This window comes from Taklimakanibacter albus (genome assembly GCF_016595235.1).
In the GTDB taxonomy this organism is placed as follows: domain Bacteria; phylum Pseudomonadota; class Alphaproteobacteria; order Rhizobiales; family Aestuariivirgaceae; genus Taklimakanibacter; species Taklimakanibacter albus.
The window spans coordinates 621,767-637,691 of sequence record NZ_JAENHL010000008.1; the positions used below are offsets into that span (position 1 = coordinate 621,767).

General features: G+C 62.9%; 17 protein-coding genes. 9 read left to right on the plus strand and 8 right to left on the minus strand.

Annotated elements, in window-relative coordinates:
* Nucleotides 1-19: 19 nt before the first annotated feature.
* The 3 genes from JHL16_RS25820 to JHL16_RS25830 all read left to right on the plus strand — a co-directional run bounded on the left by JHL16_RS25820 (nucleotide 20) and on the right by JHL16_RS25830 (nucleotide 2,768).
* A complete protein-coding gene (locus JHL16_RS25820) occupies nucleotides 20-1,054 on the plus strand; it encodes an ABC transporter substrate-binding protein (RefSeq protein WP_246771170.1) in 1,035 nt (344 codons plus the stop codon).
* Between the two features lie 65 nt (nucleotides 1,055-1,119).
* Nucleotides 1,120-1,974 (plus strand): ABC transporter permease, encoded by an 855-nt coding sequence (locus JHL16_RS25825; protein WP_200187774.1) that lies wholly within the window; start codon nucleotides 1,120-1,122, stop codon nucleotides 1,972-1,974.
* Nucleotides 1,971-2,768 carry an ABC transporter permease gene (locus JHL16_RS25830; protein ID WP_200187775.1) on the plus strand — a complete coding sequence of 266 codons (798 nt, stop codon included), beginning with the start codon at nucleotides 1,971-1,973 and terminating at the stop codon, nucleotides 2,766-2,768. Before JHL16_RS25825 ends, JHL16_RS25830 begins: the two co-directional genes overlap by 4 nt.
* Here the strand turns inward: JHL16_RS25830 and JHL16_RS25835 are convergent.
* The 4 genes from JHL16_RS25835 to JHL16_RS25850 all read right to left on the minus strand — a co-directional run bounded on the left by JHL16_RS25835 (nucleotide 2,765) and on the right by JHL16_RS25850 (nucleotide 7,467).
* Nucleotides 2,765-3,739 carry an ABC transporter permease gene (locus JHL16_RS25835; RefSeq protein ID WP_200187776.1) on the minus strand — a complete coding sequence of 325 codons (975 nt, stop codon included), beginning with the start codon at nucleotides 3,737-3,739 and terminating at the stop codon, nucleotides 2,765-2,767. The genes JHL16_RS25830 and JHL16_RS25835 overlap by 4 nt on opposite strands.
* Nucleotides 3,736-4,698 (minus strand): ABC transporter permease, encoded by a 963-nt coding sequence (locus JHL16_RS25840; RefSeq protein ID WP_246771287.1) that lies wholly within the window; start codon nucleotides 4,696-4,698, stop codon nucleotides 3,736-3,738. Before JHL16_RS25840 ends, JHL16_RS25835 begins: the two co-directional genes overlap by 4 nt.
* Before the next feature lie 5 nt (nucleotides 4,699-4,703).
* The gene (locus JHL16_RS25845; RefSeq protein WP_200187778.1) at nucleotides 4,704-6,209 is read right to left on the minus strand and encodes a sugar ABC transporter ATP-binding protein; all 1,506 of its coding nucleotides are present in this window, start codon (nucleotides 6,207-6,209) and stop codon (nucleotides 4,704-4,706) included.
* A gap of 220 nt (nucleotides 6,210-6,429) precedes the next feature.
* Entirely contained in the window at nucleotides 6,430-7,467 is a 1,038-nt protein-coding gene (locus tag JHL16_RS25850; RefSeq protein ID WP_420884585.1) for an ABC transporter substrate-binding protein, read from the minus strand.
* A gap of 134 nt (nucleotides 7,468-7,601) precedes the next feature.
* Here JHL16_RS25850 and JHL16_RS25855 point away from each other — a divergent pair, with 134 nt between their 5' ends.
* Nucleotides 7,602-8,414: an IclR family transcriptional regulator gene (locus tag JHL16_RS25855; protein ID WP_200187780.1), complete on the plus strand. Its 813-nt coding sequence runs from the start codon at nucleotides 7,602-7,604 to the stop codon at nucleotides 8,412-8,414.
* Nucleotides 8,415-8,633: 219 nt separating this feature from the next.
* Here JHL16_RS25855 and JHL16_RS25860 read toward each other — a convergent pair whose 3' ends face one another.
* The 4 genes from JHL16_RS25860 to JHL16_RS25875 all read right to left on the minus strand — a co-directional run bounded on the left by JHL16_RS25860 (nucleotide 8,634) and on the right by JHL16_RS25875 (nucleotide 11,556).
* Complete coding sequence (locus JHL16_RS25860; protein WP_200187781.1) at nucleotides 8,634-9,470, minus strand: FTR1 family iron permease; 837 nt, start codon at nucleotides 9,468-9,470, stop codon at nucleotides 8,634-8,636.
* A gap of 18 nt (nucleotides 9,471-9,488) precedes the next feature.
* Complete coding sequence (locus tag JHL16_RS25865) at nucleotides 9,489-9,827, minus strand: cupredoxin domain-containing protein (RefSeq protein WP_200187782.1); 339 nt, start codon at nucleotides 9,825-9,827, stop codon at nucleotides 9,489-9,491.
* A 125-nt stretch (nucleotides 9,828-9,952) separates the two neighbouring features.
* A complete protein-coding gene (locus JHL16_RS25870; protein ID WP_200187783.1) occupies nucleotides 9,953-11,182 on the minus strand; it encodes a Zn-dependent hydrolase in 1,230 nt (409 codons plus the stop codon).
* The gene (locus JHL16_RS25875) at nucleotides 11,182-11,556 is read right to left on the minus strand and encodes a RidA family protein (protein ID WP_200187784.1); all 375 of its coding nucleotides are present in this window, start codon (nucleotides 11,554-11,556) and stop codon (nucleotides 11,182-11,184) included. Before JHL16_RS25875 ends, JHL16_RS25870 begins: the two co-directional genes overlap by 1 nt.
* Before the next feature lie 158 nt (nucleotides 11,557-11,714).
* Between JHL16_RS25875 and JHL16_RS25880 the strand changes: the two genes are divergently transcribed.
* Genes JHL16_RS25880 through JHL16_RS25900 form a run of 5 tightly spaced genes read left to right on the plus strand, consistent with a single transcriptional unit; the run spans nucleotide 11,715 to nucleotide 15,925 of the window.
* On the plus strand, nucleotides 11,715-12,515 hold the full coding sequence (locus tag JHL16_RS25880) for an ATP-binding cassette domain-containing protein (RefSeq protein WP_200187785.1): 801 nt from the start codon (nucleotides 11,715-11,717) through the stop codon (nucleotides 12,513-12,515).
* Between the two features lie 28 nt (nucleotides 12,516-12,543).
* Nucleotides 12,544-13,314, plus strand: coding sequence for a transporter substrate-binding domain-containing protein (locus JHL16_RS25885; protein ID WP_200187786.1), 771 nt, complete (start codon nucleotides 12,544-12,546; stop codon nucleotides 13,312-13,314).
* Nucleotides 13,315-13,335: 21 nt separating this feature from the next.
* Nucleotides 13,336-14,034, plus strand: a complete 699-nt coding sequence (locus tag JHL16_RS25890; RefSeq protein ID WP_200187787.1) for an ABC transporter permease — start codon at nucleotides 13,336-13,338, stop codon at nucleotides 14,032-14,034.
* Nucleotides 14,031-14,762 carry an ABC transporter permease gene (locus JHL16_RS25895; RefSeq protein WP_200187788.1) on the plus strand — a complete coding sequence of 244 codons (732 nt, stop codon included), beginning with the start codon at nucleotides 14,031-14,033 and terminating at the stop codon, nucleotides 14,760-14,762. Before JHL16_RS25890 ends, JHL16_RS25895 begins: the two co-directional genes overlap by 4 nt.
* A 26-nt stretch (nucleotides 14,763-14,788) precedes the next feature.
* A complete protein-coding gene (locus tag JHL16_RS25900) occupies nucleotides 14,789-15,925 on the plus strand; it encodes an aminotransferase class V-fold PLP-dependent enzyme (protein ID WP_200187789.1) in 1,137 nt (378 codons plus the stop codon).

Here is a 15,925-nt window from a genome sequence, read left to right on the forward strand (position 1 = left end):
AGTCAGGGAGAAACGCATCATGAAGATCAAACTCAACCGCCGCGCGATGATCGCGATGGGCGTCGCCGCACCGGCTCTGCTCCGGACGAGCTGGGCGCGCGCCGCCAGCGAGTTGCGGGTAATGGCCTGGCAGGGCTATGCCGATGACGACTGGGTCAAGGAGTTCCAGGAACAGACGGGCATCACCGCCCAGGTCGTCTTCATCGGCACTGATGATGAAATCTGGGCCAAGATCAAAGGCAGCGAAGGCAAGGATTTCGACGTCTTCGCGGTCAACACCGCGCAGCTGCAACGTTATATCGATGGCGGCCTCACCACGCCGCATGATCTCGCCAAGCTGCCCAATCAGAAAAATGTCCTGCCGCGCTTCCAGGACCTCGCCCAGATCAAGGGTATCATGCGCGACGGCAAGGTGCATGCCATCCCGTTCTGCTTCGACTCGATCGGCCTCATCTATGACAAGGCCAAAGTGTCGCCGGCGCCGGATTCCTTCACCATCCTGTGGGACCCGAAATACAAGGGCAAGGTGCTGGCCTATGACAATGGCGAGCATAATTTCTCCTTCACCGCGCTCACTCTGGGCTTCCCCGACCCGTTCAATCTGAGCGCGGAGCAGATGGGCCAGATCAAGGCCAAGCTGTCGGAGCTCAAGCAGAATGTGCTCAGCTTCTACACGACACCCGACGAGGCACTGCAGCTCTATAAGAGCAACGACGTGGCGCTGATCTGGGCCAATTACGGCCAGCAGCAGGTGAAGGCGATGAAGGATGCCGGCGCCGATATCGGCTACGTGAACCCCAAGGAAGGCGCGCTGGCCTGGCTCGACACCTGGGCAATGACCAGCGGCGTGCAGGACAAGGATGCGGCGGAAGCCTGGGTCAATTTCCTGCTGCAGAAGAAAATCGGCGAGCAGCTGTCTGAGCGCACCGGCTTCGGCAACACGGTCGCCGAGACCGGCAGCGCCAATCCCAACGACAAGCTGGTCTGGCTCGAATTCGTCGAAGATCCGACCAAACGCTCGGACCTCTGGAACGAAGTCAAGGCGCAGCCTTAATATAAGCCAACGGCAACAGGCGGCGACCCGTTCGCGGATCGCCGCCGCAAGGAACCTGATCGCGCATGTTGTTCGTCGGAGACCGGCAGGCGAAGGGCTGGCGTATCGCCATCTCTGTCCTCGCCTATGGGCTTCCCTTCCTTTTCATCGTGGCGCCGCTGCTGAGCTTCCTCACCTACAGCTTCTTCTGGGTGGAGGGCGGCCAGATGCATTACGATCTCACCTGGCGCAATTACAGCCGCTTCTTCACCGACGCGATCTTCATCCCCGTCCTCTGGCAGACCTGTCTTCTCTGCCTCGCGGTCGCGGTGCTCGCCGCCCTCCTCGGCTATCCGGTCGCCTTCCGCCTCGCCACCTTGTCGGGGCGGCGCAAATACATCCTGCTGATGCTGGTGCTGGTGCCGCTGCTGATGAGCTACATCATCAAGATCTACGCGATCCGCAGCATTCTCGGCGGCAACGGTTTCCTGAACCGCTTCCTGGTCTGGGCCAATCTCATCGATCAGCCGCTGACCCTCTTCGTCTTCAACCTCAATGCCGTGCTGCTCACCCTCACGGTGCTGCTCATTCCCTTCGCCATCCTGCCGATCTTCCTGTCGCTCGAGCGCATCCCGAAAAATCTCATCGAGGCCTCGACCGATCTCGGCGCCTCCAACTGGCAGACCTTCTGCCGGGTCATCCTGCCTCTAAGCCTGCCGGGCGTGGTGACGGCGGCGAGCTTCGTTTTCGTGCTCGCAATCGGCGACTTCCTGACGCCGCAAATGGTCGGCGGCCCCAATGGCTTCACCTTCGGGCGCATCATCTACAGCCAGTTCGGCGCCGCCTTCAACTGGCCCTTCGGCGCCGCTTTGTCGGTCATCCTGGCCCTCGTCATGAGCGTAGTGATCGCGCTGGGTCGGCGCTTCGAGCGCCAGACATGATGCAGCTCTCGCGCCTCGCCTCGTTCGGCCTCTCGGCCCTGACGGCCCTCGTCTTCGTCCTGCTTTACGGACCGCTGCTCGTTCCCATCGCGTCGTCCTTCTTCGAGATCGCGCGCGGTGACGTGCAATGGACGAGCCCGTCGCTCTCGGCCTATGTCGCGCTGACTCGTAATCAAGGCATCATCACCGCTTTCCTCAACACGCTGATCGTCGGCTTCACGGCGACTTTCCTCGCGGTGCTGCTCGGCATCCTGTTCGCTATTCACTACCGCAATGGCGCCACCTTCGGCCGCGACCTGATGCAGTTCGTGATCTTCCTGCCCTTCCTGATGCCGCCGATCATGATCGGCCTGTCGCTGCTGATCTTCTTCCGCGAGACCGATGTGCCGCGCTCGCTTCTGACCGTGATTATCGGGCACACGGTCTTCGTGCTGGCGCTCGCCTACCGTACCATCGTCGTCCGGCTGCAATCGCTGAGTGTCAGCTATATCGAGGCCTCCTATGATCTCGGCGCCTCGAGCTGGCAGACCTTCTTCTATGTCGTGCTGCCCAATCTCAAAAGCGCGCTCATCGGTGCCGCCATCCTCTGCTTCGCGCTGTCCTTCGACGAGACGATGATCAGCCTCCTGGTGACGGGAACCGACAACACGCTGCCGATCCGGTTGTGGGCGATGATGCGCCTCGGCTTCACGCCCGACATCAACGCGCTGGTTGCGCTCATCCTCGCCTTCACCACGCTGATGTGCGTGCTGGCGGTGCGTTATCTCCTGCCGAAGGACGCCGAAGGAACTTAACGGCGTTGTGATTCTCGCCCGGAGAGCAGGAGCAGCAAGAGGATCAGCGACCCGAAAAGAATGCTGCGCCAGCCGGCGGACGCATTGACGACGGTGATCAGGGCCGTGATGGTGACGAGCAATATGGCGCCCGGAATGGTGCCGGCATAGGAGCCGGAGCCGCCCAGGATCGAGGTGCCGCCCAGCACCACCGCGGCGATCGAGGCGAGAAGATAAGGATCGCCGATACCGACATAACCCTGGCCGTTCATGCCGAGGATCAGCACCCCGGCCAGGCCGGCGGCGAGACCGCTCACCGCATAGACCGCCATGGTCGTCGCCTGGACATTGATACCGGACAGAGCGCTCGCCAGCGGATTGGCGCCGAGCGCATAGAGCCTGGCGCCGAAAGGTGTCGCATGCAGGACGGCAAGGGCCGCGCCCGAGACCACGGCCCACAGCAGCACGCCGGCGGGAATGCCGATGATGCGCGCATTGCCGAGCCAGGCGAGCAGAGGATTCTGCGCCGAAATGGCGGTGCCGCCGGCGATGAGGATGAGGACGCCCTGCAGGAAGGTCGCCATCGCGAGCGTCATGATCATCGGATGGATGCGCAAGTAGGCGACGCCCAAGCCATTGAGGAAGCCGATCGAGGTTGCCGCCACCAGGATGATCAGGACGGCGAAGGTGCCGCTGCCGTCACCCGACAGAGCGACCAGCGGCACGCCGACCGCGCTCACCGTGACGATTGCGCCGACCGAGAGATCGATGCCGCCGGCGATCACCACATAGGTCTGGCCGATGGCGACAAGACCGATCACCGCGGCGAGCTCGAGCAGATAGCGCAGATGGCCGTAAGAGCCGAAGCCCGGCTTGGCGAAGCCCGCCACGACCCACACCAGAATGACGATGGCGACGGTGAGGAAGGCGCGGTTGCGCAGGAGCGCTCTCGGGCTCCAGGCCGGAAAGCGGGAATGGTTCGCCTGGTTCATGGCCTCCTCCGGAAACGAGCGGTCAGCTGCGGCAAGGCCACCGCACCGATGATGATCAGGCCTTGCGCCACATATTGCGCGACCGGCGGAAACCCTAAGAAGAACATGACATTGATCATCACGCTCAACAGCAGGCTGCCGGCAATGGCGCCGCGCATCGTGCCGCGCCCGCCGAGGAAGCCGACACCGCCCAGCACCGCGGCGGCGATCGAATTGAGCGTGAAGGCCTGGCCGATGACCGGATCACCCGAGCCGGTCTGCGCGGCGATGAAAAGCCCCGCCAATGTCGAAAGCAGGCCACTGATCGCATAGGCGGCGATCCGCGCCGCATCGACCGGCACGCCGGCGCGATAGGCGCCGACCGGGTTTTCGCCCGCCGCATAGAGGCTGAGGCCCAGAGGTGTGGCGAGATAGAGCTTCCACAGCAGCGCCACAAGGAAGACGAGGACCAGAGCGGCGGGCGTATTGCCGGCGAGCAGATCGGAGAACCAGCCGGGAATGGCGCCGCCCGGGCGCGGCAGGATGAGCAGCGCCAGGCCGCCGATGATGAAGGAGGCGGCGAGCGTCACGATGATCGCCGGCAGGCGCAGGCGGATGGCGATGACGCCGCACAGCGCCCCGATAACGAGGCCCGAAGCCGAGACCGCAACGATGCCGCCGGCGACACCGAAATAACCGCTCATCGTCGTCGCCGCGATCACCGCGCCAAGGCTCACCGTCGCGCCGATCGCCAGGCTGATGCCACCGGTCAGCATCAGGATCGCCTGCGCCATGGCGACGAGCGCCAGCGGCAGCCAGCTCTGGGCGAATTTGGAGACGCCGGCGACGCTCAACAGGCCCGGAAAGAGATAAGCGTAGAGCGCCAAGAAGGCGGCAACGACAGCGAACAGGCCCATGAGGCCGCGATTGCGCTCGCCTTGCACGCGCCAATAAAGCCGGTCATCGCCGGTGCGGATCATGCTGCTCATGCGGCCACCTTGGCGGCCTCGGCGCCCATGGCGGCGGCGACGATTGCTTCCTCGCTGATCTTCTCGCGTTCCAGAAGCGCCGCGATGCCGCCTTCGCGCATCACCGCGACGCGGTCGCAGAGATGCACGAGCTCCGGCGTATCGGAGCTCGACAGCACGATGGCCTTTCCTTGAGCGGCGAAGCGGCGCAGCAGCACATAGATCTCGCGTTTGGTCTCGACATCGACGCCACGCGTCGGGTCGTTGAGCAGGAGGATCGGCGGATCGGCCGGCATCCATTTGGCGAGCGCCACTTTCTGCTGATTGCCGCCGGACAAGGCCTGGACCTGACGGGTGAGATCGCCCTTGATGCTGAGCCGGTCGGCGAGCTCGGTGGCGAGCTTGCGCTCAGCGGCCGGGTCGCGCCGGCTCAAACCGCGTGCCTTGCCGAAATCCGGCAGCATCATGTTCCAGGCAATCGAATGAATGAGATGCAGGCCTTCGCGCTTGCGGTCGGCCGGCACGTAAGCAAGGCCCAGTGCATTGGCGCGGGAAACGGAGGACGGCAGACCGGCGACATTATTGAAGACGGCGCGGCGCGCCGAAGCCGGCAAGGCGCCATAAAGGCCGAGCAGCAGATCCTCCTGGCCCTGGCCGACGAGGCCGCCAAGCCCCAGGATCTCGCCGCGTTTTATCTCGAGATCGATGTCGCGCAAGAGGCCCGAGGAGAAACCGGTAACCTCGACAATAGTCTGGCGCTCCGGGCTCGGCGTCCAGTGCGGAAAGAGATCGCCCGGATCGCGCCCGACCATCAGTCGCACCAGGCCCGCGGCATCGACGCCCTGCAGCGAACGGTCGGCGGTCACCTTGCCGTCCTTCAGCACGGTGACATGCTCGCACAGGCGCATCACTTCATTGAGGCGGTGCGAGATGTAAAGAATGGCGGTGCCCTCGGCGCGCAACCGCTGCAAGAGCCGCGTCAAGGTCTGCGCCTCATGGGCGGAAAGTGACGAGGTCGGCTCGTCGAGCACCAGAATGCGGGGCTTGCGGAACAGCGCCTTGGCGATCTCGACCATCTGGCGGCGGCCGAGCGGCAGATCGCCCACCGGGGTACTCAGATTCTCTTCGAGGCCGACCAGATCGCAGACCTCGCGCGCTTTCCGCGCCAGGGCCTTGTAGTCGATCAGCCCGAAGCGGCGCGGATAGGCACCGAGGCCGATATTCTCGGCAATGGAGAGATCGCTGGTCAGGCTCAATTCCTGCTGCACCACCGCGATACCGGCGCGGCGCGCCTCGGAAGGCGTCAGCCGGCGATGGCTGCGCCCATCGATCTCGATCTCTCCGCCATCGGGTGCCAGCGCGCCCGACAGAAGATTGATGAGCGTGGATTTGCCGGCGCCATTTTCACCGAGCAACGCATGGATGCGTCCCGGCTCGAGCGCGATGGACACATTCTGGAGAACAGGGTTGCCGAAGAACGACTTCGACAACCCGTTCGCCTTGATGATGGCTTGTGGCGTCATGCCCCCGACCTGGACTCCGATCTCATCCCATCAGTATTTCCCCCTCGCCCGTTGCGAAGCAATGGGAGAGGGTGGCCGAAGGCCGGGTGAGGGCTCTTTCGGCCAGTGTAATCGCTCTCACAAAAGAGCCCTCATCCGCCCTATCGGGCACCTTCTCCCACGCTACGCGCGGGAGAAGGGGAAAAGAGGGAAGCGTGAGGATATTTGAGAGAATGATCGATTACTTCGCGGCGAGCAACTCGTCGAAAAGCTTCTGGTCATAGGGCGAGAAGATGTAGCCATCCGCCGGGAAGTCCTTGGCGCGGGCGAGATAGCCGTCGATATTGCTGTTGTCGATGACCGGCAGCGGCACCTTGACGAAGGCCGGAACATCCTTGCCTTCGAGCGCCTGCACCGCGGTGTAGGTGGCGAAAGCGCCAAGCCAGTTGGGCTGCATCGTCGCCCAGGACTTGAGGCCCTTCTCCTTCCACAGTTCCAGGAACTGTCGGGCATTCTCGCCGGTGATCGGCACCATCGGGCGGCCCTGCTTGTCCATCGCGAGGATAGCACCGGCCGACAAGGCGCCGCCGAGCGACAGGATGCCGTTGATCTCGGGATGCGCGAAGAGCAGGCTCGTCACCGCTTCCTGCGCCGGCGCGACATTGTAGGCGGTGTTGGTCTCGGCCAGAATCTCGATGCCGGGATTGGCGGCGAGCGCGGCATTGGCGCCCTTGCGACGGTCATCGCTCACCGAAATGCCGGCCGGGCCGTTGAGGACGAGGATCTTGCCCTTGCCGCCCAGCTCCGCGATCAGCCATTTCGCGGCGGTATCGCCCCATTCGTTGGAATCAGTGTTGATTTTGGCCGTCACTTCATCGGTGTCGACCAGACTGTCGAAATTGATGACCGCGATGCCCTTGGCGCAGGCATCGGCGACGACGCGGGCGGGCGCCGTGGAAGAGCCGGCGATCAGGATGATGGCGTCGACATCGGCGTCGATCATCGACTGGATCTGCTGGATCTGCACATTGGCGTCGCCCTGCGCGTCGGTGATGACGAGCTTGTCGACGAGGCCCTTCTTCTTCAGCTCCTCGACCTCGGCGGCGATGGTGCCTTCGGTCTGCTTCATCCAGGTCGGCACCGAATAGATATTCGCCCAGCCGATCGTATAGGGCGCCTTGCGGTCACCCTTGATGCATTTGGCAGCGGCACTCGCCTCGGTGACGAGCCCGATGCAGGTGAACAGGCCAATGCAGAGCGCACTGACGGCCGCTTTCATCATTGACTTCCTCATTATCTTCCTCCCAGGGATTATTCCATTATAGTGGAATAGCTATCGCTATAATGGAAGGATGATGCTATCGCCCTTCTGGGAAAGCGGCAATGGGGCCCGGCAGAGTTGTGGAGAAAAACATGACCGCGGAAATGGTGAGGGACATCGACAGCGGCCGGCGGATGCGCGGGCTCGACCGGGCGGTCGAGATCCTCGACTACTTGCGCAAGAGGCGGCGGCCGGCGCGGCCCAATGAGATCGCGGTCGACATCGCGGCGCCGAAATCGACGACCTATGAGCTGGTCGATCTGCTGGTCAATTCGGGCATGCTCGAATATGCCGATAAGGAGGGCCGCGTCTTTCTCGGCCGCAAGCTCTATTTCCTCGGCCTCGCCTACCAGACGCAGTTCGACCTCACGCGCGAATGCAAATCCTATCTCGACCAGCTGGCGCAAGCGACACATGAGACTTCGCAGCTCTGCATGCTTGATGGCAACAAATATACCGTCGCCATGATGCGCGAAGGCGTACGCCCGTTCCGGATCAGCTCCGATGTCGGCGAGCGCACGCCCATTCCATGGACCGCCTCGGGCCGGCTTCTCGTCGCCCATATGAGCGATGAGGAGATCCTCGACTTCATTCCGGCACAGGATTTCATCCTGCCGAACAAGTCACGGCTCGCGCCCGAAAAATTCCTTGCCGATGTCGCGCAGGCGCGCGCGGCACAGTTCTATTCCTTCGACTCGGTCGCCGACAATTTCACCCACTGCTTCGCCGCCCCCATCCATCAGGGCGGCCCGATCTCCGTCGCCACTTTGTGCCTGATCGCGCCGCGCGAGGATGCGGCGCGCAACTATGAGCGCTATCGCGAGACGCTGATCGCTTCGGCGCGCGAGCTCTCCGACAAGCTCGGCACCGCGCCGGTCCGCATCAGCAAGGCGGGTGTAGCTTAGGCCGCCTCATCATCCTCACCCTGAGGTGCGAGCGCAGCGAGCCTCGAAGGGTGTGCTTCAGCATCCTTGCTCTATCCTGATGGATGCTCGGCGCGCGATCAGGAAAAGTGGATGCCGGTTTTCCGTCCGATCGCGCGCCCACTATGAACTTTGATCGCGCTTATCCGTTCAGATCAGAGATCTGAACGGATCGCGATCTAGGGCCGCTTCGCGGCCACCTCAGCATGAGGGATGTTGAGAGATGCGCACCTTCGGCGCCGGCGCGAAAGCGCGCGTGAGCAGGTAGATCACCAGAAGCGTGCCCAGATAGACGAGCAGCTGAAGGAAACTCGGCTGATCGCTATAGCCGACAAGGGTGTGGAGCACGCGGCCAAGAAGGCTCTTCTCCGAGAGGATCGCGGATGTATCCCATGCAGTGTCCCCGAGAATCTCGACGACACCCGCCTGCTCGAGGAAGAAGGTCGCCTGCGCGGCGAGACCTGCGGCGAGGAAGGCGATCATCACACTCGTCACCTTGAACAGATGGCGCGCCGGAATGCGCAAGAGGCCAAGATAGGTCAGCGCCGACAGGCCGCCGCCCAGAACCAGGCCGAGGAAGCCGCCTAAGAGAAGCGCCAGGCCCGAGCCGCCATCGGTGATAACGATGCCAAAGAGGAAAAGAACAATCTCGGCACCTTCGCGCAGCACCGCGATGCCGACGACCAGAGCCAGCGCCAGAAGCGACTTCCGCCCGCGCGCCACCGCCTCGCTTGCGGCTTTAAGCTCATTGGCCAGCTCACGGCCATGGCTCGCCATCCAGACATTGTGCCAGGTGAGCATCACGACAGCGACGGCCAGAATCGCGGCGTTGAACAACTCCTGCCCCGCGCCCGAAAAGGCATTGGCGATGGCGCTCGCAAAAATCGCGACGAGACAGCTGCCGAGCACGCCGGCAATGATTCCAAAGGCGATCCACAGGCGGCTGCCGCCGACCGAACGGGTCGCGGCGAGAACGATGCCGACGACGAGGCCGGCCTCGACGACTTCGCGGAAGACGATGATGAGCGCGGCGAGCATCGCGGGCTCTCCTCTTCCTTATTCGGCGGTGATGATGCCGCGCGTCTCGTCCTCGTGATAATCGTCGAAGAACGTATAGGTGCCGGGCTTCAGCGCCTTCACCCGTGCCAGAATCTCGGAATGGCCGGCGACGATCTTCTCGACCTTGAAATCCTTCGATTCGAATTCGGCCGGCGCGTCATTGTCGTTCCTGACCTTGATGAAGAAGGTCTTGCCCGCCGGCACTTTGAGGTGCTCCGGTGCGAAGGCCTTGCCCTTGAGTACGATCTGATAGGCGGTCTGATCTTCCGCTCGCGCGACTACGGGTAGAGTGACAAAAGCAAGCGCGCACAACAGCGCGCCGCGAAGACACAGCATTTTCCGGATTCCTTCAACGAAGTGTCTGAGCAAACTACTCGGCTATTCGGCGCGCGTCGAGGCGCCGAGGGCTTCATGACCGAAATTTAATCCGTATACGTGTCAATTCTGGAACTGGAATAATTCTAGATTCGGGTGAGAGATCGGAGCGCATCGCGCAGCACCGTTACGGCAAGTCGAATGGCGTCCGGCTTCGAAAACTCTTGCGGACAATGGCTGCGGCCGTCGACGCTCGGCACGAACAGCATGCCGGTGGGGCAGATGGGTGCGAAAAGCTGCGCGTCATGGCCGGCGCCCGACGGCATGACCAGGGTCTTGTAGCCGCGTGCCTCCGCCTGAGCCTTCAGAAGCGCCTTGATGACCATGTTCATCTGCGCCGGCTCATCACGGGCAAGCTCACGCAGATCAGCCGTCGCGCTGCTCTCCTCCGCCGCACCTTGCGCAAAGCGGGCAGCTTTCGCAACGAACGCGCTCAATGACGCAGCGTCGGGATGGCGGATCTCCTGTCGGAACCGCACCCGTTCGGCGACGACATTCAGCGCCCGCGGGGCGGCTGACCAGTCATCGAAATTGAGACGCAGTGCCTCATCCTTGGCGGCTTCGTCGTAACAAAGCTGGCAATAGGTGATGGCGGCGCGCATGGCATCCTTGCGCTGGCGCATCGGCGTGGTGCCGGAATGATCAGGCCTGCCGGTGAAGGTGACTTCCAACGTCGCGATACCGACGATGTTCTCGACGACACCGAGATCGAAGCCGCTCTGCTCCAGAACCGGCCCCTGCTCGATATGCAGCTCGACATAGGCATGGAAGTCCGAGGCCGGGCGACGGGCCGATGCCACAAGGGCGGGATCGAGCCCTGCGTCGCGCAAGGCATCGATCAGCAGCTTTCCACGCGTGCCGCGCGCGGCCTCGATCTCCGGCGCCGTGACCAGACCCAGCATGGCGCGTGAGCCGAACAGGCTGAAATATTCGCCCTCCTCGTCGGCGAAAGCGATGACTTCCAGCGCGCGATCGAAGACATGGCCCTCGGTCTTGAGCGCACGGAAGGCGGCCAGCCCCGCCAGGACGCCCAGAGCCCCGTCGAAGCGGCCGCCATTCGGCACGCTGTCGATATGGGACCCGCAGACGATAGCGGGCCCGGGCGGACCAAAGCGGCCGATGAGATTGCCCGCTGCATCGAGGCGCACCGCGAGGCCCGCTTCCGCCATCCGCCCGGCCAGCCAGGCTTGCGCGTCGGTGAAGGACGGCGAAAAGGCGGTGCGGCTGACGCCGCCCCCTTCACTGCCGCCAAAGCCCGCCAATCTGTCGAGATCGGCGAAAAGTTCGGCGAAGTCCGTCTCTTCGATCACAGTCATCACTTGCCAGTATAGGCGATGAAATCCATCTCCACACGGGCATCGATGGTGAGATCCGCGACTAAACTCACGCGCGCCGGCGGGTCCTTGCGGAAATATTTGGCATAGGCCTCGTTGAAGGCGGCGAAGTCGTCGGCCTTGGTCAGGCAGATGCTCACCTTGACGATGTCGGTGAGCGAGGCGCCCGCCCGCTTCAGGATGTCGGCAGCATCCGCCATGATGCGGTCGGTTTCGGCGGCGACGCCGCCTTCGACGATCCGGCCATCGGGCCCGAAGCCGACCATACCGGACACATAGATGAAATCGCCGGCGCGGACCGCTTCCGACAAGGGCAGGCCTTCCATGCCCGGACCCGAGATGACTTGTTTGGCCATGATCACTCCTGTTCGCGTGATGAAGGACCCGACAGTCTCCCAAGACAGCCGCGCGAAAGCTCCCATAAGCGGAAACTTCACTTGATGCTTTTGCGAACGACCTGAGGCCCGTGCCGGCCGAGCATGCCCTCCGAACTTACGCGGAAGGCACAAGGGACGTGTTCGATCACAGCCAGGCGGAACCGGAACAGAAACGGGCGAAGCTCGAAATCCGCGATCTTCACAAGTCTTTCGGCGCCCTCGACGTGCTGAAGGGCGTCTCGCTCGATGCCCATGATCACGATGTGATCTCCATCCTGGGCGCCAGCGGCTCGGGCAAAAGCACCTTCCTGCGCTGCATCAATTTCCTCGAAATGCCGACCCGCGGCAGCATCGCCCTCAATGGCGAAACGATCCGCACCAGGCTGTCGCCCCAGGGCCAGCAGGAACCGGCGGACGGCCGGCAGATCGAACGAGTGCGCGCCCGGCTGGCGATGGTCTTCCAGAGCTTCAACCTCTGGTCCCATATGACGCTGCTCGAAAATATCATCGAGGGGCCCATCCACGTTCTGGGCCTCGGCCGCAAGGAAGCGATCGAACGGGCCGAAGCGCTTCTCGCCAAGGTCGGGCTCCATGACCGCAAGACCTATTATCCGGCCTTCCTGTCGGGCGGCCAGCAGCAGCGCGGCGCCATCGCCCGGGCGCTGGCCATGGAGCCAGAGATCATGCTCTTCGACGAGCCGACCTCGGCGCTCGATCCCGAGCTCGTCGGCGAGGTCCTGAACATCATCCGGGCGCTCGCCGAAGAAGGCCGCACGATGATCATCGTCACCCATGAGATCGCCTTCGCCCGCGAAGCGTCCAACCGCGTCGTCTTCCTACGCGACGGCGAGATCGAGGAGCAAGGCGCGCCCGAAAGCGTGATGGCCCATCCCACCTCGCCCCATTTCGAGCGCTTCCTGGCGCGGGCGCGGCATTGAATCCCAATCATAAACGGAGGAACGGAAAATGAAGAAACATACAACTTTGCTGGCCGGCGCCATCATGATCCTGGCGGGCATGGCCACGGCGCATGCGGAAGACACGATCCGCTTCGCCACCGAAGGCGCCTATCCGCCCTTCAATGAACGCGCCGCCGACGGCTCGCTCAAAGGTTTCGAGATCGATCTCGGTATGGCGCTCTGCGACAAGATCAAGCGTGCTTGCGAATTCCAGGCGCAGGACTGGGACGGGATGATTCCCGGCCTTCTCGCCAACAAATATGACGGCATCTTCGCCTCGATGGCGATCACCGGGGAAAGAAAGAAGAAGATCGACTTCACCAACAAATATTACCAGACCGGCGGCGTCTTCGTGGCGCGCAAGGGCGCCAAGCTCGACACCGCCGACAAGGCGCTCGGCGGCAAGGTGATCGGCACCATTCCGGGCGTCACCCAATGTTATCTCGAAAAGGCATACCCGCAAGCGACCGTGCGCGTCTATGAGACGGCCGATTCCCTCTATCTCGATCTCGAATCGGGCCGCGTCGACGCCATCCTGTCCGACGCCATCGGCGTCGATTTCGGCCTGCTCAAGACCGAGCGCGGCAAGGACATGGAATTCGTTTCCGAGATCTATACCGACCGCGAATGCTTCGGCGAAGGCGTCGGCATCGGCATGCGCAAGGAAGACTCAGAATTGCGCGATCAGTTCAACAAAGCGATCGCGGAGCTGCGTGCCGACGGCACCTATGACACGATCATGAAGAAGTACTTCCAGTACGACATCTACGGCAAATAGACCCGGCAGCGGTCGCGCGCGATGGATGCCGTCGTCACATATTCGCCTTTCGTCGCCTCAGGCATCCGGATAACGGTGGCCCTCAGCCTCTTGTCGCTGCTGGTCGCCGTTGTCCTCGGCCTCCTCGGCGCCTGGGCGAAGCTTTCAGGCTCGTACGCGGCGCGGCGGATCGCCGAGCTCTATACGACGTTCATCCGCGGCGTGCCCGATCTCGTCTTGATGCTGCTTCTCTATTTCGGCGGCCAGATGGCGCTCAATCGCTTGGGCGCCATCACCGGCCTATGGAAACATATCGAGCTCGACGCCTTCACCGCCGGCGTGCTCGCCATCGGCTTCATCTTCGGCTCCTACATGACCGAGACCTTCCGTGGCGCGGCCCTCGCCATTCCGCGCGGCCAGGTCGAAGCCGGCCTCGCCACCGGCATGAGCCGGCCCACCCTCTTCCGCCGGATCATCTGGCCGCAATTGGTGCGTCACGCTCTGCCGAGCTTCACCAATATCTGGCTGACCTTGATGAAGGCCACCGCCCTCGTCTCGGTCATCGGCCTCGAGGATCTCGTCTATAACGGCTACGCCGCGGGCAAGGCGACCCGCATGCCGTTCACCTTCATGTTCATCGTGCTGATGACCTATCTGGCGATGACGGCGATTTCGGATCTGGGCCTCAGATGGCTCGACCGGCGCTACAGCGCCCATGTCCGGGCGGAGCGCCCGGCATGAGCCTGACTGAATTCAGCGAAAACTATGCGCCGGTCGACTTCATGCTGGTGGCGCAGCACTGGCCACTCTTCCTCCTGGGCCTGCGCAATACGCTCATTCTGCTCGCCGGTCCGCTCGCCCTCTCCTGCCTTTTCGCCGTGCCACTGGCGCTCATCCGTGCCAATCGTGTGCCGATCGCGAACAGGATCATTTTCGCCTATACCTATCTCTTCCGCGGCACGCCGCTCCTGGTCCAGCTCTATCTTCTCTATTACGGCGCCGCGCAATTCTCCCTCATCCGGGACACCTTCCTGTGGACCATCCTGCGCGAAGCCTGGTGGTGCGCCTTCATCTCCTTCACCCTGTGTTCGACCGCCTACATCACCGAGATTTTGCGCGGCGCCATCGAGACGGTGCCCAAGGGCGAGATCGAGGCGGCGAACGCCTGCGGCATGAGTCCTTCGACGCGGATGCGCCGCATCATCCTGCCCAATGCCTTCCGCCGCGCTTTGCCGGCCTTCTCGAATGAGGTGATCTTCACGCTGCATTCGACCGTGCTCGCCAGCACCGTCACCATCATCGACATCCTCGGCGCCGCGCGTCTCTTCAATAACAAATATTACCTCGCCTTTGACGGCTTCATCGTCGCCGCTCTGCTCTACATGGCGCTCGTCTACACCATCAATCGCGGCTTCAAATTCTGGGAGGGCAAGTGGCATCGCCACCTCTCCCGTGAACGCACCACCTGATTCCCATCATCACCAGAGAGGTCTTCATGCAACGCCTTGGCACCATCGATATTTTTCCGCCGGCCGAGAACTTTGTCTATATGGACGCGGCTTCCGTCGGCCTCACCCACAAGGGCGCGGCGGCCGCGATCAACCGCTGGCAGCAGGCGTTGGCGGATGAAGGCACCATCGCCTTCGACGAGCAGGACGAGGTCGAGTGCCTCGACAATCTTAACGATGCGGCGGCTCGACTCTTCAACGCGCAAACCCGCGACATCGCCACCGCCTCGAGCGAAACGGTGCTGATGTCGTCGCTCGCCTGGGCGGTCATGCCACCCAAGGGCACGAATATCGTCGCCACCGAGACGACGCATCCGAGCACCGTCTATCCGTGGATGCGCGTCGCCGAAGCGACCGGCGCCCAAATGCGCTGGGCCCGCGCCGACAATCTCTATGTCGATCCGGATCATCTCGAGAGCCTGATCGACGACAGCACGTCGGTCGTCTGCCTCTCGCATGTGGAATATGGCACCGGGCAGACCTATGATCTCGCCCGCTTCGCCGCCAAGGCCCACAAGCACGGCGCCATCTGTGTGGTGGACGCGACTCAGTCGGCCGGGCAAGTGCCGATCGACGTGGCCAAGACCGGCATCGATGCGGCGGCCGCCTCCACCTATAAATGGCTGTGCGGCCCGTTCGGCACCGGCATCATGTATGTCGCGCCCGCCCTGCAGAAGCTCAATCCCGGCATTGTCGGCTGGCGCTCGCACAAGGACATGTGGGACTTCCAGGCCGACCGCCTCGAGCTGCCCGATACGGCGAAACGTTATGAATTCGGCACCATGGCCTATGGCACTGCATACGGCGCCACCGAGGCGATGAACTACCTGCTCAAGCACTCGATCGAGAAGATCCACACGCATAACCGCGAGATCTCCGACCGTTTGATGAGTGGACTTCAGGCGCTCGGCGCCGAGGTCCTATCGCCGAAAAATGCAGCGGAACGCTCGGCCACCATCGCGGCGCGTTTCCCCGGCAAGAACAGCCGGGATTTCGCCCGTACCCTCAAGGAGAACAATGTGATCGCCTCCCTGCGGCGTGATTTCATCCGCTTCTCGCCGCATCTCTACAATAATGCCGACGATATCGATCGTGGCCTCGCCTCGATCAAGGCAGCGCTCTGA